General features: G+C 61.6%; 19 protein-coding genes. 9 read left to right on the plus strand and 10 right to left on the minus strand.

What is annotated here, in order from left to right; translation table 11 throughout:
* Nucleotides 1-27 precede the first annotated feature (27 nt).
* Nucleotides 28-1,266, plus strand: coding sequence for an MFS transporter (locus EJD88_RS14435; RefSeq protein ID WP_099583125.1), 1,239 nt, complete (start codon nucleotides 28-30; stop codon nucleotides 1,264-1,266).
* Between the two features lie 49 nt (nucleotides 1,267-1,315).
* Here EJD88_RS14435 and EJD88_RS14440 read toward each other — a convergent pair whose 3' ends face one another.
* Nucleotides 1,316-1,513: a hypothetical protein gene (locus EJD88_RS14440; RefSeq protein ID WP_099583126.1), complete on the minus strand. Its 198-nt coding sequence runs from the start codon at nucleotides 1,511-1,513 to the stop codon at nucleotides 1,316-1,318.
* A 328-nt stretch (nucleotides 1,514-1,841) separates the two neighbouring features.
* On the opposite strand from EJD88_RS14440, the gene EJD88_RS14445 reads away from it, so the two are divergent.
* Complete coding sequence (locus EJD88_RS14445) at nucleotides 1,842-3,428, plus strand: ABC-F family ATPase (RefSeq protein WP_081797888.1); 1,587 nt, start codon at nucleotides 1,842-1,844, stop codon at nucleotides 3,426-3,428.
* A gap of 162 nt (nucleotides 3,429-3,590) precedes the next feature.
* Nucleotides 3,591-4,766: an MFS transporter gene (locus EJD88_RS14450; protein WP_099583127.1), complete on the plus strand. Its 1,176-nt coding sequence runs from the start codon at nucleotides 3,591-3,593 to the stop codon at nucleotides 4,764-4,766.
* On the opposite strand, the gene EJD88_RS14455 is transcribed toward EJD88_RS14450, so the two are convergent.
* Nucleotides 4,760-5,797 carry a dienelactone hydrolase gene (locus EJD88_RS14455; protein ID WP_112195418.1) on the minus strand — a complete coding sequence of 346 codons (1,038 nt, stop codon included), beginning with the start codon at nucleotides 5,795-5,797 and terminating at the stop codon, nucleotides 4,760-4,762. The two genes, EJD88_RS14450 and EJD88_RS14455, sit on opposite strands and share 7 nt — an antisense overlap.
* A 211-nt stretch (nucleotides 5,798-6,008) precedes the next feature.
* Nucleotides 6,009-6,620 carry an FMN-dependent NADH-azoreductase gene (locus EJD88_RS14460; RefSeq protein ID WP_158878303.1) on the minus strand — a complete coding sequence of 204 codons (612 nt, stop codon included), beginning with the start codon at nucleotides 6,618-6,620 and terminating at the stop codon, nucleotides 6,009-6,011.
* 125 nt (nucleotides 6,621-6,745) lie between these two features.
* Here EJD88_RS14460 and EJD88_RS14465 point away from each other — a divergent pair, with 125 nt between their 5' ends.
* Together EJD88_RS14465 and EJD88_RS14470 are read left to right on the plus strand one after the other, a co-directional pair.
* The gene (locus EJD88_RS14465; protein ID WP_099583130.1) at nucleotides 6,746-7,654 is read left to right on the plus strand and encodes a LysR substrate-binding domain-containing protein; all 909 of its coding nucleotides are present in this window, start codon (nucleotides 6,746-6,748) and stop codon (nucleotides 7,652-7,654) included.
* Nucleotides 7,651-8,007, plus strand: a complete 357-nt coding sequence (locus EJD88_RS14470) for an MmcQ/YjbR family DNA-binding protein (protein ID WP_158878304.1) — start codon at nucleotides 7,651-7,653, stop codon at nucleotides 8,005-8,007. Before EJD88_RS14465 ends, EJD88_RS14470 begins: the two co-directional genes overlap by 4 nt.
* Here the strand turns inward: EJD88_RS14470 and EJD88_RS14475 are convergent.
* Entirely contained in the window at nucleotides 7,996-8,379 is a 384-nt protein-coding gene (locus EJD88_RS14475; protein WP_122305684.1) for a DUF1294 domain-containing protein, read from the minus strand. The genes EJD88_RS14470 and EJD88_RS14475 overlap by 12 nt on opposite strands.
* Nucleotides 8,376-9,206, minus strand: a complete 831-nt coding sequence (locus EJD88_RS14480) for an undecaprenyl-diphosphate phosphatase (RefSeq protein WP_099583133.1) — start codon at nucleotides 9,204-9,206, stop codon at nucleotides 8,376-8,378. The genes EJD88_RS14475 and EJD88_RS14480 overlap by 4 nt, the downstream gene beginning before the upstream one ends.
* A gap of 232 nt (nucleotides 9,207-9,438) precedes the next feature.
* Here EJD88_RS14480 and EJD88_RS14485 point away from each other — a divergent pair, with 232 nt between their 5' ends.
* The 3 genes from EJD88_RS14485 (at nucleotide 9,439) to EJD88_RS14495 (ending at nucleotide 12,275) form a co-directional block, all read left to right on the plus strand.
* Nucleotides 9,439-11,073, plus strand: coding sequence for a methyl-accepting chemotaxis protein (locus EJD88_RS14485; protein ID WP_099583134.1), 1,635 nt, complete (start codon nucleotides 9,439-9,441; stop codon nucleotides 11,071-11,073).
* A 117-nt stretch (nucleotides 11,074-11,190) separates the two neighbouring features.
* Entirely contained in the window at nucleotides 11,191-11,754 is a 564-nt protein-coding gene (gene pnuC, locus EJD88_RS14490) for a nicotinamide riboside transporter PnuC (protein WP_032891136.1), read from the plus strand.
* Nucleotides 11,751-12,275 (plus strand): AAA family ATPase, encoded by a 525-nt coding sequence (locus EJD88_RS14495; protein WP_158878333.1) that lies wholly within the window; start codon nucleotides 11,751-11,753, stop codon nucleotides 12,273-12,275. The genes pnuC and EJD88_RS14495 overlap by 4 nt, the downstream gene beginning before the upstream one ends.
* A gap of 36 nt (nucleotides 12,276-12,311) precedes the next feature.
* Here EJD88_RS14495 and ggt read toward each other — a convergent pair whose 3' ends face one another.
* Nucleotides 12,312-14,036 (minus strand): gamma-glutamyltransferase, encoded by a 1,725-nt coding sequence (ggt, locus tag EJD88_RS14500; protein ID WP_158878305.1) that lies wholly within the window; start codon nucleotides 14,034-14,036, stop codon nucleotides 12,312-12,314.
* A gap of 217 nt (nucleotides 14,037-14,253) precedes the next feature.
* On the opposite strand from ggt, the gene EJD88_RS14505 reads away from it, so the two are divergent.
* Nucleotides 14,254-15,399, plus strand: a complete 1,146-nt coding sequence (locus EJD88_RS14505; protein WP_158878306.1) for a MalY/PatB family protein — start codon at nucleotides 14,254-14,256, stop codon at nucleotides 15,397-15,399.
* Between the two features lie 44 nt (nucleotides 15,400-15,443).
* Here EJD88_RS14505 and EJD88_RS14510 read toward each other — a convergent pair whose 3' ends face one another.
* From EJD88_RS14510 to EJD88_RS14525, 4 genes are all read right to left on the minus strand, one after another.
* The gene (locus tag EJD88_RS14510) at nucleotides 15,444-15,659 is read right to left on the minus strand and encodes a molybdopterin-binding protein (protein ID WP_003173733.1); all 216 of its coding nucleotides are present in this window, start codon (nucleotides 15,657-15,659) and stop codon (nucleotides 15,444-15,446) included.
* A 152-nt stretch (nucleotides 15,660-15,811) separates the two neighbouring features.
* Nucleotides 15,812-16,720, minus strand: a complete 909-nt coding sequence (locus tag EJD88_RS14515) for a FecR domain-containing protein (RefSeq protein WP_099583139.1) — start codon at nucleotides 16,718-16,720, stop codon at nucleotides 15,812-15,814.
* On the minus strand, nucleotides 16,717-17,235 hold the full coding sequence (locus tag EJD88_RS14520) for a sigma-70 family RNA polymerase sigma factor (protein ID WP_158878307.1): 519 nt from the start codon (nucleotides 17,233-17,235) through the stop codon (nucleotides 16,717-16,719). Before EJD88_RS14520 ends, EJD88_RS14515 begins: the two co-directional genes overlap by 4 nt.
* Before the next feature lie 92 nt (nucleotides 17,236-17,327).
* The gene (locus tag EJD88_RS14525) at nucleotides 17,328-18,269 is read right to left on the minus strand and encodes a LysR family transcriptional regulator (RefSeq protein WP_112195434.1); all 942 of its coding nucleotides are present in this window, start codon (nucleotides 18,267-18,269) and stop codon (nucleotides 17,328-17,330) included.
* Between the last annotated feature and the right edge of the window lie 8 nt (nucleotides 18,270-18,277).

Genomic DNA, 18,277 nt, shown 5'->3' on the forward strand with positions numbered 1-18,277 from the left:
GAACACCGCCTCAGCGAAGCCTTCATCGTGGCCAACCACTCCGACCTGCGTAATGCCCTGTCTTTGGACAGCCTGAACTTCTTCCTGGCGGATGTGCGGGACGGCCTCGGCCCGTACCTGGCTATCTACCTGCTGGCCGTGCACAAGTGGGACCCGGCCAGCATCGGCGTGGTCATGACCCTGGCAGGTATCGCCGCGCTGCTGACCCAGGGCCCGGCCGGTGCACTGATTGACCGCACACGCAGCAAGCGCGCCGTGGTTGCCCTCGCCGCCATCCTGGTGACTGCCAGTTGCCTGGTGCTGCCCTTCGTCAGCGCGTTCAGCCTGGTGGCCTTGACCCAGGCCGCCAGCGCCGTCGCCGCGTCCGTGTTTGCCCCGGCAATCTCCGCGATTTCGCTGGGGATCACCGGCCCGCGCGCCTTTACCCGCCGCACCGGGCGCAATGAAACCTTCAACCACGCCGGCAACGCCGTGGCCGCACTGCTGGCCGGTGGCTTGGCTTACCTGTATGGACCAGTCGTGGTGTTCTACCTGATGGCGTTTATGGCGGTGGCCAGTATCGTCGCGGTCAGTTGCGTGTCCGCCAAGGCCATCGACCACGAGGTCGCCCGCGGTTTCGATCCGGCCCATGCCACCGACCACGAACATCCCTCGGGCGTGAAAGTATTGCTGGCCAACCGCCCGCTGCTGCTGTTCGCCATTTGCTGCGCGCTCTTCCACCTGGCCAACGCCGCCATGTTGCCGCTGGTCAGCCAGAAACTGTCCCAAATCAACCTGCAGATGGCCACCCCGCTGACTTCAGCCTGCATCGTCGCCGCACAATTGGTGATGGTGCCGATCGCCTGGCTGGTAGGCGTCAAGGCTGACGTGTGGGGGCGCAAGCCGCTGCTGATGTTCGGCTTTATGATTCTGCCGCTGCGTGGCGTGCTCTACACCCTGTCCAGCGACCCCTATTGGCTAGTGGCCGTGCAAATGCTCGACGGCATCGGCGCGGGGATCTTCGGCGCGCTGTTCCCGGTGATCGTCAAAGACCTGACCCAAGGCACCGGCCGTTTCAACGTGAGCCTGGGCGCGCTGTCCACGGTGTTTGGCTTGGGCGCGGCATTGAGCAACAGCCTGGCGGGGTTCGTGGTGCAACAGGCGGGTTACAACGCGGCCTTCCTGACCCTGGCCGGCGTTGCGGGTGTCGCGTTGGCGCTGTTGTGGGTGGCGATGCCGGAGACGTTGGCGAAGCCGCACTTTGCGACTCATGCACCGGCTGCATGATGGATACAGAAAACCCGGCGCCTGGCCGGGTTCCTTACGCTACACATGTTCAGTTGTCGGGATGCTCGCTGGCGACCGAATCGGCAGCATCGACATCGGACATGTCCTCATCCAGCGGTGCATCATCGTCCGGCGGTAGCGGGATATGGTCCTCATCATTTCTCGGGTCGTGCCCTGTCTCATTATCTGTGCCGCGCGTTACGGCCTGCTGTGAAAGATTGCCTGGGGCGTTCTCATTGATGTCCATGCTGGCTCTCCGTTCTTAGGCTCGGGGTATCCGCGCTTAATGATTTGAGGCGGCAGGCCGGTGCAAGTGCCGGGCATTAGACGAATGGCGAAAAATACCGCCAGGCATCCGACCTGCACGAGGAGTGGAGCCCGACTTTACAAGGCTCTGAACAGCCGTCGTTCTCTGCCATACAACTGTCGCCTCACATATGCGACAATGCGCGCCAAATTCCAACACACATCCCCATTTTTTGCTCAGCGACCGGGTTTCGCGCCTTGATGTCGCTGTTGATGCATGCCTGACGGCGCCTGCTGCCACGCTCGCAACCCATTGATAGGTAAAGTAATTGATCTCCACAGCTAACATCACCATGCAGTTCGGCGCCAAGCCGCTCTTTGAGAACGTCTCGGTCAAGTTCGGCGCCGGCAACCGGTATGGTTTGATCGGTGCCAACGGTTGCGGCAAGTCGACCTTCATGAAAATCCTCGGCGGCGATCTCGACCCGTCGGGCGGCCAGGTCATGCTGGAGCCGAATGTACGCCTGGGTAAACTGCGCCAGGACCAGTTCGCCTACGAAGAATTCACCGTGCTCGACACCGTGATCATGGGCCACGAGGAGCTGTGGAAGGTCAAGGCCGAGCGCGACCGTATCTACTCGCTGCCGGAAATGAGCGAAGACGATGGCATGGCCGTGGCCGAGCTGGAAACCGAGTTCGCCGAGATGGACGGCTACACCGCCGAGTCCCGTGCCGGCGAGCTGCTGCTGGGCCTGGGCATTCCCCTGGAACAGCACTTCGGCCCGATGAGCGAAGTGTCCCCAGGCTGGAAGCTGCGCGTATTGCTGGCCCAGGCGTTGTTCTCCGATCCTGAAGTGCTGTTGCTCGACGAACCGACCAACCACTTGGACATCAACACCATCCGCTGGCTGGAAAACATCCTGACCCAGCGTAACAGCCTGATGATCATCATCTCTCACGACCGTCACTTCCTGAACAGCGTGTGCACCCACATGGCTGACCTGGACTACGGCGAGCTGCGTCTGTTCCCGGGCAACTACGACGAGTACATGACCGTGGCGACCCAGTCCCGCGAGCAGCTGCTGTCGGACAACGCCAAGAAGAAGGCGCAGATCTCCGAGCTGCAATCCTTCGTCAGCCGCTTCTCGGCCAACGCCTCGAAAGCCAAGCAGGCGACTTCCCGTGCCAAGGCGATCGACAAGATCCAGCTGGCCGAGGTCAAGCCTTCGAGCCGTGTGAGCCCGTTCATCCGTTTCGATCAGAACAAGAAACTGCACCGCCAGGCTGTCATGGTCGAAAAAATGGCCAAGGGTTTCGACGGCAAGCCGCTGTTCAAGGACTTCAGCTTCCAGGTTGAAGCCGGCGAGCGCGTGGCGATCATCGGCCCGAACGGTATCGGCAAGACCACCCTGTTGCGCACCCTGGTCAACGAGTTGACCCCGGACGCAGGCAGCATCAAGTGGACCGACGCGGCAGAACTGGGCTACTACGCCCAGGATCACGCGCACGACTTCGAAGACGACGTGACGCTGTTCGACTGGATGGGCCAGTGGACTCAGGGCGAGCAGATGATTCGCGGAACGCTGGGCCGCATGCTGTTCTCCAACGACGAGATCCTCAAGTCGGTCAAGGTCATCTCCGGTGGTGAGCAAGGTCGCATGCTGTTCGGCAAGCTGATCCTGCAAAAGCCGAACGTGCTGATCATGGACGAACCGACCAACCACTTGGACATGGAATCCATCGAGGCGCTGAACCTGGCGCTGGAAAACTACCCAGGCACGCTGATCTTTGTCAGCCACGACCGCGAGTTCGTATCGTCCCTGGCTACCCGCATCATCGAGTTGAGCGCCGACGGCGTGATCGACTTCAGCGGCACCTATGATGACTACCTGCGCAGCCAAGGCGTGGTGTTTTAAGAGCGGTGACTAGCGTTTAGCTGCAAGCGGCGAGTAAAAGCCCCATCCACTGTGATGGGGCTTTTTGCATCTGATGGAATATGGGAATTAATAGATAGGCTGCTTCCTTTTCCCCCACGCCCTTGCCATGATGCCCTCACCGCCGCCCGCGAACGAGTGCCCATGTCAACCGCCGCCCCCTCCTCTCTGTCGATCACCTTGCAGATCGTCTCCATCGTCTTTTACACCTTTATCGCCTTTATCTGCATCGGCCTGCCGATTGCGGTCATCCCCGGCTACGTGCACGAACAATTGGGTTTCAGCGCCGTGGTGGCTGGGATCACCATCGGTTCGCAGTATCTGGCGACCCTGCTCAGCCGGCCCATGGCTGGGCGGATGTCAGACAACGTCGGCACCAAACGTGCGATTGTGCTGGGGCTGGCGGGTATTTTGGTCAGCGGTGTACTGACATTTTTCGCGACGCTGCTGGAAAGTACGCCCAGCTTGAGCCTGGGCATTCTGATCGTCGCAAGGCTGTTGCTGGGCGTGGCCCAAGGCCTGATCGGCGTGGGTACCATCAGTTGGTGCATGGGCCAGGTTGGCGCAGAGCACACGGCCCGGTCGATTTCATGGAACGGCATTGCGTCCTACGGCGCCATCGCCATCGGTGCACCGCTGGGCGTGGTGATGGTGGCCGAGTATGGCTACAACAGCCTCGGGATTGCCCTGACCGTGCTCGCGGCACTTGGCCTGATGCTGATCCGCAACAAGCCCTCGGTGCCGGTGGTGCGCGGCGAACGCCTGCCATTCTGGGCAGTGTTTGGGCGTATCGCGCCATTTGGGGCCAGTTTGTGCCTGTCTTCGATTGGCTACGGCACGCTGACCACCTTTATTACCCTCTACTACCTCAATCGTGGCTGGGAAGGCGCGGCATACTGCCTCTCGGTGTTTGGCGTGTGCTTTATCCTGTCGCGCCTGGTGTTTATCTCGGCGATCAGCCGCTTTGGCGGGTTCAACGCCGCCATCGCGTGCATGGTTATCGAAACCCTCGGCCTCACCTTATTGTGGCTGGCGCCGTCCACCGGCGTCGCGTTGATCGGCGCTGGACTGACGGGTTTTGGTCTGTCGCTGGTGTATCCGGCGCTGGGTGTAGAAGCCATCAAACAAGTGCCCAATAGCAGCCGTGGCGCTGGTTTGAGTGCGTATGCAGTGTTCTTTGACCTGGCGCTGGCGATTGCCGGGCCGTTGATGGGCTTTGTGGCGCTGAACTTGGGATATGGCTGGATCTTCTTCTGCGCGGCGCTGCTTTCGGTCACGGCACTGGGCGTGACCTTGCTGCTGAAGCGCAAGGCTTACTGATCGGCGGTCTGTAAGCCCGCGCGAGAAGGCTCACTGAGGGCGTGAGCGAAAAAGCGCCCGGCCTCTGAGATCAAGTCGCGGTGGATGCCTTCGCGGTCGACACCGTCCGCGTCGGTGCAGATGGCCGGCATGGCGGCCAGTTGATCGCTGTCGCACGGCGCCATGAACACGAAGTGCCCTGCGCCGGCCAGCAGCTTGAAATTCGGCGGCTCAGGCAATTTGCGTGCGAGGGCTTCGGCGTTCTTGTCTACGGCCACCAGCTTGTCACCGTCGCCGCTGTAGAGCAGCACCGGCACATGCACATCGGCCAAGGTGTGACGGCCAAACATCAGGCTCAATGGCGCCATCAGCATCAACGCATGGATACGCGGGTCGGATTGCGGCTGCAAGTCGTCACGGTCCACCACCAGCTCGCCTTTGGTAGTGCAGGCGTCGCGGTCTTCCGGGCGTTCCTGGCAATAGCGGCGCAGGCGGTCGAAATCAGGCTTGGCGCCGGCGAGGATCAACGCGGTTTCACCCCCGGCGGAGTAGCCGATCACGCCCACCTGGTCAATATCCACAAACGGCGACAGCATCGGGTCCGCCAGGGTAGCGGTGATCGCTTCGGAAATCTGGATCGGCCGCCCATACAGATTGCTCAGCGTGCCCAGGCGGCTGTGGTCCTTGTAGTTGTCGCCGGGATGCAGCACCGCCACCACCACAAAACCTTTGCGCGCCAGGGATGTGGCCAGGTCATGCAGGGCCAGCGGCGTGCCGGTGTTGCCATGGGACAACATCAGCATCGGGAAACGGCCAATGGCAATCCTGGAATCTTCGGTGGCGGCGACGTGATAGGCACCCAACTGCGTGGTGTGCTCAAGGCCGGTAGATGGGTAGAACGCCACGGCTTTCATGGGCTGCAGGTCGAGCGGATCAAGAAACGTCATGCGATGAAAGCCGACACTCCAATGGGGGTGCGGCGCGGGCGCGGCGTGCACTGAAATCAGGCCGCCGAGCAGGGAAAGAACCAGAACAGCACAAAGACGCATCATGGGGATGTCCACCTTTGCTGCGTGAGAACCGACATGTCGAATGAAAAGTCCAGGGTATTGAACCCATGCTTGCACAACCTGGGCCACATCAAAGGAGACAGCGGGTAAACGAAAAAACTCCGTAGTCCGGTCGCGTTCAGGCGAACAGAATACAGAGTTTAGGCGCTCGGTTTCAGATTGAAACCGAGAGAAGGCTTTATTTACACAAGCCTTACGCGGCAGCGAACAATTGCTCTTGGATCAATACGTTAGCGTCACTCAGGGACTTGCTGCGAACTTCATCACCGTAAGCCAGGCCTTCGGCCCGCACGATTTCGATGTTGGTGATGCCGAGGAAGCCGAACAGCAGTTTCAGATAGCCTTCATGGGCCGCGCCCGAGGCTTGACCGGCATGCACGCCGCCGGCGGTGGATACGATGATCACTTTTTTGTTACCGCACAGGCCTTCCGGACCCGCTTCGGTGTAACGAAATGTCTGGCCAGCGACCGCGATACGGTCGATCCAGGCTTTCAGTTGGGTCGGGATGGTGAAGTTGTACATCGGCGCACCGACCACAATGGCGTCAGCAGCGAGGAATTCAGCCAGGGACGAAGCGCTCAGTTCAGCTTCGTGCTTTTGCGCAGCGTCACGCAGGTCGGCGGCGGTGCCCAACGCGCCCAGGGTGGCGCCGGAGAAGTGGTTGATCGCGTCGCTGGCCAGGTCACGGTAAGTCACTTCCACACTCGGCTCAGCCGCTTGCCAGGCCTTCACTACGCCGGCGCTGAGCTGACGGGAAGCGGAGTTGTCGCCGAGGATGCTGGAATCGATATGCAACAGTTTCATGATGAATCTCCGAGGTGGGATCGACTAGGGCGATCAGATGGTGGTGATGCTACGCATGAAACCAATACTCGATAAGCCGCCTGCAATGCGATAGTTTGTCCCACTGACAGAACAATGGGCGCGCCATGCAAGACCTCAACGATCTCTACTATTTCGCCAAAGTCGTCGAAGCCGGCGGTTTCGCTGCCGCTGGTCGGCTGCTGGGCATTCCCAAATCACGCCTGTCGAGGCGGATTGCCGAGCTGGAGGAACGCCTGGGCGCGCGCCTGCTGCAACGCACCACGCGCCAGCTGACCCTCACCGCCGTCGGCGAGCGCTACCTGCGCCACTGCCAGGCAATGCTGCTGGAAGCCGAGATGGCCGACGAGGCCGTGGCCAGCATGTCCAGCGAACCCCGTGGCCGGTTGCGGGTGACGTGCCCGGTGGGGTTGGCAAACAACATCATGCCGGATGTGGTCGCTGGATTTCTCGCAGCGCACCCTCAGGTTCAGCTGGAAATGACCCTGGTCAACCGCCGCGTCGATCTGGTGGCCGAAGGCATCGACGTCGCGCTGCGCGTGCGCGAGCTGGGCGATGAAGACCCGTTGCTCGTCACCAAACGCCTGCGCCCGGCCCAGACCGCTCTGGTTGCCAGCCCGAACTTCTTGCATGGCCGCCAGATCAGCAGCCTCGATGACCTCAAGCAGTTGCCGATACTCGGCGCGCTGGAGGCGGACCGCATGGTGCACCAACGTATTCTCGATCCCCAGGGCACGCCCCATGACCTGATCATGGAGGCGCGCCTGGGCGTTGATGACTTCAACGTGCGCAAGGCCAGCGCCATCATGGGCCTGGGCTTCACCGTGCTGCCGATGATGTATTGCGAGGAAGAATTGGCCAACGGCCAGTTGGTGCAGCTGCTGCCGGAATGGTCACTGCCGGGCGGCTGGTTACAGGCCGTGTACCCGCACCGGCGCGGCGTGCTGCCGGCCATTCGTGCCTGGATCGATTACCTGGAAGAAGGCTTTAAAAGCTGCGGTGACCGTCTGCTATGAAAATGACCGAAGCACAAGTCGCCACCTTCTGCCTGAGCCTGCCGGGTGCGCGGGAAGACTATAAATGGGGCGGTGTGCGGGTGTTCTCGATTGCCGGCAACAAGATGTTCGCCCTGCAAAACCTGCGCGGTGATTCGCTGGCGTTCAAGGTCGACAAGGAGCTGTTCCTGGGCCACGTCGACCGTCCCGGCATCCACCCGGCGCCGTATCTGGCGCGTGCGCAGTGGATCATCATGAACACACCCTACCCGCTGGGCGCCGAGGAACTGCGTGGCTTGTTGCAGCGTTCCCACCAATTGGTGGTGAGCAAATTGCCCAAGCGCACGCAGATCGGCTTGTGGCTAGAGGACTGACAGTAACGTGCCGCCGAGGAACAGCTGGTCCAACCAGAACACCTGGTGCAGCAGCACAATCGCCCAGAACAGCACTTGGAAAGACACCTTGCGTGTCTTGTGCCGGAACACCTGCTGGGCAATCAACGCCCCCGGCCAACCGCCCGCCAGCTCCACGGCGTGGAGGATGTTTTCCGGGGTGCGCCAACTGTCGGTCTGCGCTTTGCGTTTGTCACTCCAGTACAGGAAAAACGCGATCACGCTGACCACGCCATAGGCCGCCAGCGGGACCACGGTTTCGCCGCGTTGCCACACCAGCACCGACCCCAACAGCGGCGCCGCGCACAACAGCACAAAGAGCGCCGCCTTCAAGCGTGGGTGCTGGATGCTCATGCCTTGGCCGCCGCCCAGTCGATCCAACCGAACTGCCAGGTCGCCAGGATCAGCAGGCCAAAACCGATGCGGTACCAGGCAAACGCTGCGTAGCTATGACTGGCGATGAACTTGAGCAGGCCCTTGACCGCGATCATCGCGAAAATGAACGAGGTGATAAACCCGATGGCAAATACCGGCAGGTCCGCCGGCTGGAACAGCTCGCGGTACTTGTAGCCCGAGTACAGCGCCGCACCGACCATGGTCGGCATGGCCAGGAAAAACGAGAACTCGGTGGCCGTCTTGCGTGACAGGCCGAACAGCAGGCCGCCGATGATGGTAGCGCCGGAGCGCGAGGTACCGGGGATCATAGCCAGGCACTGGGCAAAGCCGACCTTGAGGGCATCTTTCCAGGTGATGTCATCGACCGTTTCAGCATGCACGGTATGTTCGCGCCGCTCAGCCCACAACATGATCACGCCACCCACCACCAAGGCAGAAGCCACCGTGATCGGGTTGAACAGGTAATGCTTGATCGCGTTCGCGAAAATCACCCCCAGCACCACGGCCGGTAGCACGGCGATGATCAGGTTCACGGTGAAACGCTGGGCATTGCGCTGAGTCGGCAAACCGACGACCACGTCCAGGATCTTGCGGCGAAACTCCCAGACGACGGCCAGAATGGCACCCAACTGGATAATGATATTGAATGCTTCGAAGCGCTCACCACCGAAGCCAATCAAGTCGGCGACGATGATCTGGTGGCCGGTACTGGAGATCGGCAGAAACTCTGTAAGCCCCTCCACTACACCAAGAATCAATGCCTGAATGGCGGTCCAAAAATCCATGCTTCCCCCAAAGGTCATGCGCCATGGCATGCCTTACTAGTCTTTTTTAATGGTTCACTGACGACGCGCGCGCTGAAGGCCCAATGTTGATGATGGTCAACACTGGCCCGCAAAAATGCTGTGAAAATCAGGCAGTACTCAGGTTTTCCGATTACAGGCCGAAAGCCTATCAGACAAGGCGTAAAAGTCGATGCGACGCCCACAATTATAAAAAGCCCGGAGTGCCAGGACGATGAACAGTTTGCGCAATATGTCGATTAGCCGACGCCTCTGGCTGATCCTGATAGTCGCCGTGCTGATGCTGCTGACCTTGGGTTTACTGATGCTCAAGCAGATCCACGACGACCTTTACCAAGCCAAGCGCCAACAAACCCAACACGTGGTCCAGACCGCCAGTGGCATCCTGACGTTTTATCACGGCCTGGAAACCACCGGCGTCATGACCCGCGACGCGGCCCAGAAACAAGCCCTGAGCGCGGTGCGCGGGTTGCGTTACAACCACGACGACTATTTCTGGATCAACGACCTCACGCCCGTGATGATCATGCACCCGGCCAACCCCAAGCTCGATGGCCAGAACCTCTCGGCCATCCGCGATCCCGATGGGTTTGCAGTGTTCAACGAGTTCGTGAACCTGGCAAAAGCCAAGGGTGCCGGCATCGTCAACTATCGCTGGCCCAAGCCCGGCGCACAGGCGCCCGTGGCGAAGACTTCCTATATCCAGTTGTTCGAACCCTGGGGCTGGATTATCGGCTCCGGCGTGTATATAGACGACGTCCAGGCCGAGTTCACCGCCCAGGTCTGGAAAGCCTCAGTGGTCGGCCTGGTCATTGCGCTGGTGATGGGCCTGCTGGTGTCGCTGATTGCGCGCAGCATCGTGCGGCCGTTGCAGGCGGCGGTGCATGCCATGGGCAATATCGCCAGCGGCGAAAGCGACCTGACCCGCAGCCTCGACACCCACGGCCGTGACGAAGTCACCCAACTGTCCCAGCACTTCAACAGCTTCACCGCCAAGCTGCGCCAGGTGGTGAGCCAGTTGCAGGTGTGCGCCAACGCCTTGGGCCAGTCCTCTACCGAGCTGGGCAACAACGCCAGCCAGGCCCATGACCGCAGCCAGCAGCAGTCGCAACAGATGGAACTGGTGGCCACCGCCATCAACGAAGTCACCTACGGCGTGCAGGACGTGGCCAAGAACGCTGAACACGCCGCCAGCGAAATGCGCGACGCCCAGGCCCAAGCGCAACAAGGCCAGGTCAATATCGACGGTAGCCTGCAACAGATCGACCAGCTCTCCAGCACCATCAGCCAGGCCGTGGAAGTGATCCGCACGCTGTCCAGCGAAAGCACACAGATCGGTGGCGTGCTGGAAGTGATCCGCTCCATCGCCGACCAGACCAACCTGTTGGCCCTGAACGCCGCCATCGAAGCCGCTCGCGCCGGGGAGCAAGGCCGGGGGTTTGCGGTGGTAGCCGACGAAGTCCGCCTGCTCGCCCAACGCACGCAGAAGTCCACCGCCGAAATCCAGGCGATGATCGAGCGCCTGCAAGGGCACTCGGAAGCGGCGGTCAAGGTGATCAGCGACAGCCACAGCGCTTCGCAACTGACCATCGAGCAAGCGGGCCAGGCCGGCGCCAGCCTGACCGCCATCGGCCAGGCCCTGCACAACCTCAACGGCCTGAACGCCTCAATCGCCAGTGCCACCCTGCAACAGGCCCATGTGGTGGAAGACATCAACCAGAACGTCACCCAGGCGGCGGGGTTGTCCCATAGCACGGCGTTGGCGGCGGAGCAGTCCAGCGTGGCCAGCGTGCATTTGCGCGGTTTGAGCGAGCAACTCGACGGCCTCTTGCGCCAGTTCAAGGTCTGACCCTGCTCCAACGGTGGGAGGAGGCCTGTCCCCTCCCACCTTTGCCCTCCTGTGTTTTGAAGATTGCTGGCCTGTGGTTACAATCACCGCCCTCTCCCACTCCCCCAAGGAATCGCCATGTCCGGGCTTGAACTGTTCGCCGCCGCCCTGGGGGTGATCGCTGTCTGGCTCACGGTCAAGCAAAACCCCTGGTGCTGGCCCATCGGCCTGGTGATGGTGTTGCTGTACACCTGGGTGTTCTACGACGTGAAACTCTATTCCGACATGCTGCTGCAAGTGGTCTACGCCGCGCTGCAAGTCTATGGCTGGTGGCAGTGGACCCGCGCCGGCGAGGTCAAGCAGGGCCGCCAGGTCACGAGCCTGGGCGTGCCGGCCATCATGACCAGCCTGGCGATCGGCGCGGTGGGCAGCCTGCTGCTCGGCGCCGCCATGGCCCACTGGACCGACGCCGCGCAACCCTGGCTCGACGCCGCCCTCACCGGCTTCAGCCTGGTGGCGCAAATGTGGATGGCGCAGAAACGCGTGCAATGCTGGCCGCTGTGGATTGCCGTGGATGTCATCTTCGTCGGGCTGTTCCTCTATAAAGGCCTGTACCTCACCGCCGGTCTCTATGCGCTATTCACCGTGATAGCTGTACAAGGCTGGCGCGAATGGCGCGCCGATCCGGCGTTGCGCACATGAAGGTCGTGGTGTTGGCGGGGCCCGAATCCAGCGGTAAGAGCTGGTTGGCTGCCGAGTTGAACAAACACTTCGGCGGGTTGATGGTCGGTGAATATGTACGCCATTTCATCGACCACCATCAGCGCGATACCACCCTGGCGGACATCCCGGCCATCGCCCACGGCCAATTGGCCTGGGAAGATGCCGCCCGCAAACAGCAACCCAACCTGCTGATTCTCGACACCCACCTGCTCACCAACACGCTGTGGAGCAAGACCCTGTTCGGCGACTACCCGGCGTGGCTCGACGATGAGCTGCTGGCCCGTCATTACGACCTGCACCTGCTGCTCTCGCCGGAAGATGTGGAGTGGACAGCCGATGGCCAACGCTGCCAGCCGGAGCTGGAAGATCGCCGCGCGTTTTTCCAGCAAAGCCTGGACTGGATGCAGCAGCATCAGCAGCCGGTGGTGGTGATTCGAGGGGATTGGGAGGCGCGCCGCGCTGCGGCGTTTGCGGCAGTGGAAGACCTGCTTGAACCTTAACACTGCCCCCTCCCACATTTTTAACCGCGTCAGGCTTCAGTAGCCCAGGGACAGGCCCGTATTGCGACGCGGGTCATTCGCCCCGTAGAAACGATTATTCCCCACCGGCTTGCCGCCCAATGCAGGCGCGCCCACCAGGATCGCCGCCAAATGGTTGGCATCCTGCGGCCCGGCAAACTTGTGACCCCAGCTTTCCAGAAGCTTCTGGGTGTCCGGGCTGACCGCGAAGGTCTCAAGGTTGGTGGTGTCCGGCATCCACTGCTGGTGGAAACGCGGCGCATCCACGGCTTCCTGGATGTTCATCTTGTAGTCGATCACGTTCAAGATGGTCAGCAAGGTCGCAGTGATAATGCGGCTGCCACCCGGCGTACCCACCACCATCACGGCCTTGCCATCCTTGGTCACGATGGTCGGGCTCATCGACGACAGCGGCGCTTTGCCTGGGGCGATGGCGTTGGCTTCACCCTGCACCAGCCCGTACATATTCGGCACGCCGACCTTGACGGTGAAGTCGTCCATTTCATCGTTGAGGATCACACCGGTCTTGCTCGCCATCACGCCCGCGCCGAACCAGTCGTTGAGGGTGTAGGTGACGGAGACCGCGTTGCCCCACTTGTCGACGATGGAGTAATGGGTCGTGTTGTTGCCTTCATGGGGCGAAACGCCCGGTTTGATCGCCTGGGAATCCCCGGCCTTTTGCGGTTCGATGGCTGCGCGCAGTTTGGCGGCGTAGTTTTTATCCAGCAGATGCTCGATCGGGTTCTTCACGAAGTCCGGGTCGCCGAGGTAGCTGTTGCGGTCCACATAAGCGTGGCGCATGGCTTCGATCTGGTAGTGCAGGCCCTGGGCCGAGTGATAGCCCAGGTCGGCCATCGGGTAGCCTTCGAGGATATTCATGATCTGGCAGATCACTACACCGCCCGAGCTCGGCGGCGGCGCGGAAACGACGTGATAGCCACGGTAGTCGCACTCGATGGGCGCCAGTTCGCGGGTCTTGTACTTGTCGAGATCAGCCTGGGTGATGATGCCCTTCCCTGCCTGGCTGGAGTCCACCAGGGCCTTGGCGACCCAGCCTTTATAGAAACCGTCTGTGCCTTTGGCAGAGATTTCCTTGAGGGTTTTGGCCAGGTCTTTCTGCACCAGTTTCTGCCCGACCTGCATCGGTTGGCCGTTGTGCAGGAAGATGCCGCGCAGGTCCTTGTCTTTTTCAAACTCGCCGGTGGCGGTGTGCAGCAGGTCGATATCGCCTTGTTCCAGGGCGAAGCCGTTTTCTGCCAACTTGATCGCCGGGGCAATCACCTGGGCGCGCTTGAGGGTGCCGTACTTGCTCAGCGCCAGCTCCATGCCGGACACGGTGCCGGGCACGCCGACAGCCAGGTGGCCCTTGGCGCTCAGGCCTTCGATGACGTTGCCGTCCTTGTCCAGGTACATGTTGGCGGTGGCTGCCAGCGGAGCTTTTTCGCGGAAGTCGAGGAAGGTCTTGCGCCTGTCCGCCAGTTGCACGGTCATGAAACCGCCGCCGCCCAGGTTACCCGCCGCCGGATACACCACCGCCAACGCATAGCCCACGGCCACGGCCGCGTCCACTGCGTTGCCGCCGGCCTTGAGTACATCCACGCCGACATGCGTTGCCAAATGCTGGGCCGTCACCACCATGCCATTTTCACCGGCCACCGGGGCCTGGGAAGCGGCCTGTACACCACTGACCGTCAACACCAGGGCAGTGGCAATCAAGGTACGGCTGAAGGGTTGGTATTTCATCCATGGCTACTCTAGTTGTTGAGATGCACCAAAATAGCCCGCTGGAGATTTAATCCCCAGCGCGATGGCGTTTTTATTACAGAACCTGTCGGTCATGGAACGGGCCGAAAATGTGGGCACCCTGTCAAAGAGCTGGTTTTTTACAACCCCAGCTACGGGATGGCGCTAGAATCAGCGCCATTCCTGCCCCCGCACCCCTCCTGATACGAGCCCCTCCATGAGTTTTGATTTCGACACGATCCACCCCCGCCTCGGCACCGGCAGCACCAAGTGGAACCGCTACCCGGCCGATGTGCTGCCAATGTGGATCGCCGACATGGACATCGCCGCGCCGCCTGCCATTCTGCAAGCCCTGCACGAGCGCCTGCACCAGCAGATCCTCGGCTACAGCGTGGCCGGCCCGGATGTGCGCGAAGCCATCGTCGCCGACCTGTGGGCCAAGTACGCCTGGCGCGTGCAACCTGAGGAATTGCTGTTCCTGCCCGGCGTCGAGCCCGGCTTCAACATGGCGCTGCACGCCTTTGTACAACCGGGCCAGCCGGTGGTGCTGCAAACGCCCAACTACCGGCCGATTCGCCTGGCGCCGGGGCACTGGAACCTGCCGCGCATCGAAGTCCCATTCGAGTTGATCGACGGTGAATACATCACGCCAATGGCCGCCATGCGCGAAGCCTTGACCGGCGCCGGCGCCCTGCTGTTGAGCAACCCGCACAACCCGATGGGCAAGGTCTTCCCCCGTGAAGAACTGCTGGCCGTGGCCACGGCCTGCCTGGACAACGGCGCGCTGATCATCAGCGACGAAATCCACGCAGAGCTGTGCTTCGACGGCCGCCGCCACATCCCCACCGCCAGCCTCAGCCCCGAGATTGCCCAGCGCACCATCACCCTGATGTCGGCGAGCAAGGCCTATAACGTGGCAGGCTTGAAGACCTGTTTTGCGGTGATCCAGAACGCCGAGATTCGCGAACGTTTCAACCACGCCCGTTGCGGCATGGTCGACAGCGTCAGCCCCCTGGGCCTGGAAGCCACCCGCGCCGCCTACAGCCAGTGCGGCGAATGGCTGGAAGCGTTGAAACAGTACCTGCAAGCCAACCGCGATTACCTGCTCGACGCTGTGCAAACGCGCTTGCCGGGCGTGGTGATGCATGCCCCCCAAGGCACCTTCCTCGCCTGGCTCGATTGCAGCGCCCTGGGCCTGGATGACCCACAGCAATTTTTCCTCGAACAGGCCAAGGTCGGGTTGAGCGCAGGGATCGAATTCGGTGATGACAGCCAGCAGTTCGTGCGCCTGAACTTCGGTTGCCCACGGGTGATGCTGGAGGAAGGCTTGCAGCGTCTGGAGCGCAGTTTGCGCAACCGCTGAAACGCGCAAAAAATGGCCCCCGCTGCAATGGCGGGGGCTAGGGTCTACAGCTTGGCGATAGACACTTCGGTGGACTTCACAAAGGCAATCACTTCGCTGCCCACTTTCAATTCCAGGTCGCGCACCGAGCGGGTGGTGATCACCGACGTCACGATGCCGGACGCGGTTTGCACGTCGATCTCCGACACCACTTCGCCCAGCAGGATTTCCTTGATCACGCCCTTGAACTGGTTGCGCACGTTGATCGCTTTAATAGTCATGTCGGCTTTCCTTTTGGTTGTTGGGTCAATCCGCACGAATGCGCAGGCCCTCAAAGTGCGCTATCGGTAGAGACATTAAAAGGAATATATAACTCTTTATTTATTCGATATGGATATATAAAAGCTGTTGTGGTGAGCGGGCAAGCTCGCTCTCAGCTGAGTGTGACCCAATACCGCGTGCGCGCCTGCACCTCAAAGCCCAGGGTCGAGGCCAGCAGGTTGAGGATGCGATCAGTGTCGTCCAGGCGAAAACTGCCGGTCACCCGCAACGCTTCAAGCCGAGGCTCCCAGCGCAACACACCCGGACGATAGCGCTCCAATTCCCGCAGAAAATCCCCCAACGCCTGGTTCTGCGCAGTCAGTACGCCATCGCGCCAACCGAGTTGCAACACGTCAAACGGCGCCCAGGCGCCAAGTCCACTGGCCTTGAGCGGCGCTTGCTGGCCTGCCTGCAAGGTCGCCGTCTGGCCGTTCAGGTCGCGCACCTGCACCATGCCCTTGAGCACCGACACCAGACAACCGGACGCCAGTTGCCGAACACAAAGTTCAGCCTGGCTGAGCCGCAGTTCACCGTAGCGGGTGTGCACGGTCATCGCCGCCGTGCCCGGCACCGTCAGCGCCAGTTCACCGTCGACCAGACTGATGCGGCGCTGCGCCAGGTCTACGTCTACTGCCGTGGCGGTATTGAGCTGCAGGCTGGCACCGTCGGCCAACGGCAGGCGTTTTCGCTCGCCGGTGGCGGTATGCAGGTCGGCCCGCCAAGTGTCGATGGGCAACTGGCGGCTGATCAGCCAAGCCGTCGGCAGCAGCGCCGCCACGCCCAATGCGCGCTTGAGCACCGCACGCCGGCCCGGTTGCGGGCGGTCGAGGCTGGCCATCGCCAGTGCCTGGGGCAAACCGCTGAAGCGTTGACGCAGGGATTGGGCTTTCTGCCAGGTCTGTTCATGTTGCGGATGGCTGTCGCGCCAGTGCTGCAGCGCGGCGTGATCACGCTCGGTGGCCGCGCCGGACTCCAGCAACGCCAGCCACTGGGCGGCAGCACGGGCGACGTCGCGGCTCACAGTTCCACCAGCAGGCAATGTTCGTAGGCCTGGGCCATGTAACGCTTGACCGTGCGCTCGGACACGTCCAGCCGTTCGGCAATCTCGCGGTACCCGAGGCCCTCCAGTTGGCTCCACAAAAAGGCGCGGCGCACCAGCACGGGCAAGCCATCGAGCAATTCATCCAGGGCTTGCAGGGTTTCCAGCATCAGCCAGCGCTGTTCAGCGGACGGCACACAGGCTTCGGGCAAGCTGGCGAGGGCGTTCATATACGCCTGTTCCAGGCTGCGACGCTGATGAAAATTCACCAACAGGCGCTTACCCACCGTCACTAGATACGCCCGCGGCTCCTGCATCTGTGCAATCGGCTGGGCACTGGCCAGTACGCGCAGGAACGTATCCTGGCTCAGGTCCGCCGCATCCCAGGCATTGCCCAGGCGCCGGCGCAGCCAGCTTTCCAGCCAACTGCGATGGTCACGGTACAAGCTTGACAGCGTCAGTTCAGGGGCATGCGTCGGGACAACAGCATCATTCATGGCAAGCAACCTGCACGGCGCGAGTGAGTCTCAAATGAGATTCATTCTATTTAATATCCTGCCGCGACACCATGCCCTTTTCAACATTGCGTTTAGAGCATCGCCGCTTTCTGCCGCAGCAAATCCATAAACAGCCCCAATTCCCGGCTCACCCCCTCGCCCTTGCGCAGCAACATGCCGAACGGTGCCAGGCGCACATCCAGGGCCACCGGCAGCGCCACCACCAGGCCCATCTTCAGGTAATCGCGCAGGGCGCTTTCCGACAGCACCATCACTGCGTCGGTCAGTTGGATCAACTGCTGCATGGAGTACACCGAGCTGCATTCGATAATGTCCGCCGGGCTTGGCAGTGCCAGGTCCTGCAACGCCTGGTCGAAGCCGATGCGCGCCGGGCTGGTTTGCGGTTGCAGGATCCATGGCCAGTCGCGCACCAGTTCCGCCAGGTCCAGGTGTTTACGTTGCGCCAGCCGGTGCCCGGCATGCACGACCACCAGCATTCGCTCGTTGCCCAGAGGCTCGAAACTGTAGTGCTCGCTGTCGGTGGCGGCGTTGCGCCGGGTGATGGCCAGGTCGATGCGGCCCTGTTCGAGCAGTTGGATCACCTGGTCGCTGGTGTCGCCCATGATGCGGATGCGCAGTTGCGGGTTGAGCGCTTTGATCTGCGCGATGGCGTCCATCACCAGGTCCGGCGCGGCGCCCATGATGGTGCCGATGGACAAGTAGCCGTAGCCGCCCTGCTGGCGCGCCATCAAGTCCTCGGCGCAACGGTCCAGGCCGCTGAGGGCCGACTCGGCGAAGCGGATCAGCTCTTGGCCCAGCGCCGTAGGCCGCATGCCCCGTGGCAGGCGTTCGAACAGGTCGCAACCGAACATGTCCTCGATCTCGCGCAACATACGTGTGGCCGCCGGTTGCGACATGTTCAGGGCCTGGGAGGCACGGTGCAGGTTCTGGCTGGAACTGAGCGCCACCAGCATGTGCAGATGCTTGTAGCGCAGGCGATTGAACAGGCTGCGGGAGATGACGGGACTACTCATGAATTCCT

The organism is Pseudomonas sp. PB105, from assembly GCF_009764655.1.
GTDB classification, from domain to species: Bacteria; Pseudomonadota; Gammaproteobacteria; order Pseudomonadales; family Pseudomonadaceae; genus Aquipseudomonas; species Aquipseudomonas cyclaminis.

Excerpts from the sequence above, each read along its gene's own strand:
- EJD88_RS14440 (WP_099583126.1), bottom strand. The coding sequence starts at position 1,513 with ATGGACATCAATGAGAACGCCCCAGGCAATCTTTCACAGCAGGCCGTA.
- EJD88_RS14450 (WP_099583127.1), top strand. The coding sequence starts at position 3,591 with ATGTCAACCGCCGCCCCCTCCTCTCTGTCGATCACCTTGCAGATCGTC.
- EJD88_RS14455 (WP_112195418.1), bottom strand. The coding sequence starts at position 5,797 with ATGATGCGTCTTTGTGCTGTTCTGGTTCTTTCCCTGCTCGGCGGCCTG.
- EJD88_RS14460 (WP_158878303.1), bottom strand. The coding sequence starts at position 6,620 with ATGAAACTGTTGCATATCGATTCCAGCATCCTCGGCGACAACTCCGCT.
- EJD88_RS14465 (WP_099583130.1), top strand. The coding sequence starts at position 6,746 with ATGCAAGACCTCAACGATCTCTACTATTTCGCCAAAGTCGTCGAAGCC.
- EJD88_RS14470 (WP_158878304.1), top strand. The coding sequence starts at position 7,651 with ATGAAAATGACCGAAGCACAAGTCGCCACCTTCTGCCTGAGCCTGCCG.
- EJD88_RS14475 (WP_122305684.1), bottom strand. The coding sequence starts at position 8,379 with ATGAGCATCCAGCACCCACGCTTGAAGGCGGCGCTCTTTGTGCTGTTG.
- EJD88_RS14480 (WP_099583133.1), bottom strand. The coding sequence starts at position 9,206 with ATGGATTTTTGGACCGCCATTCAGGCATTGATTCTTGGTGTAGTGGAG.
- EJD88_RS14485 (WP_099583134.1), top strand. The coding sequence starts at position 9,439 with ATGAACAGTTTGCGCAATATGTCGATTAGCCGACGCCTCTGGCTGATC.
- pnuC (WP_032891136.1), top strand. The coding sequence starts at position 11,191 with ATGTCCGGGCTTGAACTGTTCGCCGCCGCCCTGGGGGTGATCGCTGTC.
- EJD88_RS14495 (WP_158878333.1), top strand. The coding sequence starts at position 11,751 with ATGAAGGTCGTGGTGTTGGCGGGGCCCGAATCCAGCGGTAAGAGCTGG.
- ggt (WP_158878305.1), bottom strand. The coding sequence starts at position 14,036 with ATGAAATACCAACCCTTCAGCCGTACCTTGATTGCCACTGCCCTGGTG.
- EJD88_RS14505 (WP_158878306.1), top strand. The coding sequence starts at position 14,254 with ATGAGTTTTGATTTCGACACGATCCACCCCCGCCTCGGCACCGGCAGC.
- EJD88_RS14510 (WP_003173733.1), bottom strand. The coding sequence starts at position 15,659 with ATGACTATTAAAGCGATCAACGTGCGCAACCAGTTCAAGGGCGTGATC.
- EJD88_RS14520 (WP_158878307.1), bottom strand. The coding sequence starts at position 17,235 with ATGAATGATGCTGTTGTCCCGACGCATGCCCCTGAACTGACGCTGTCA.
- EJD88_RS14525 (WP_112195434.1), bottom strand. The coding sequence starts at position 18,269 with ATGAGTAGTCCCGTCATCTCCCGCAGCCTGTTCAATCGCCTGCGCTAC.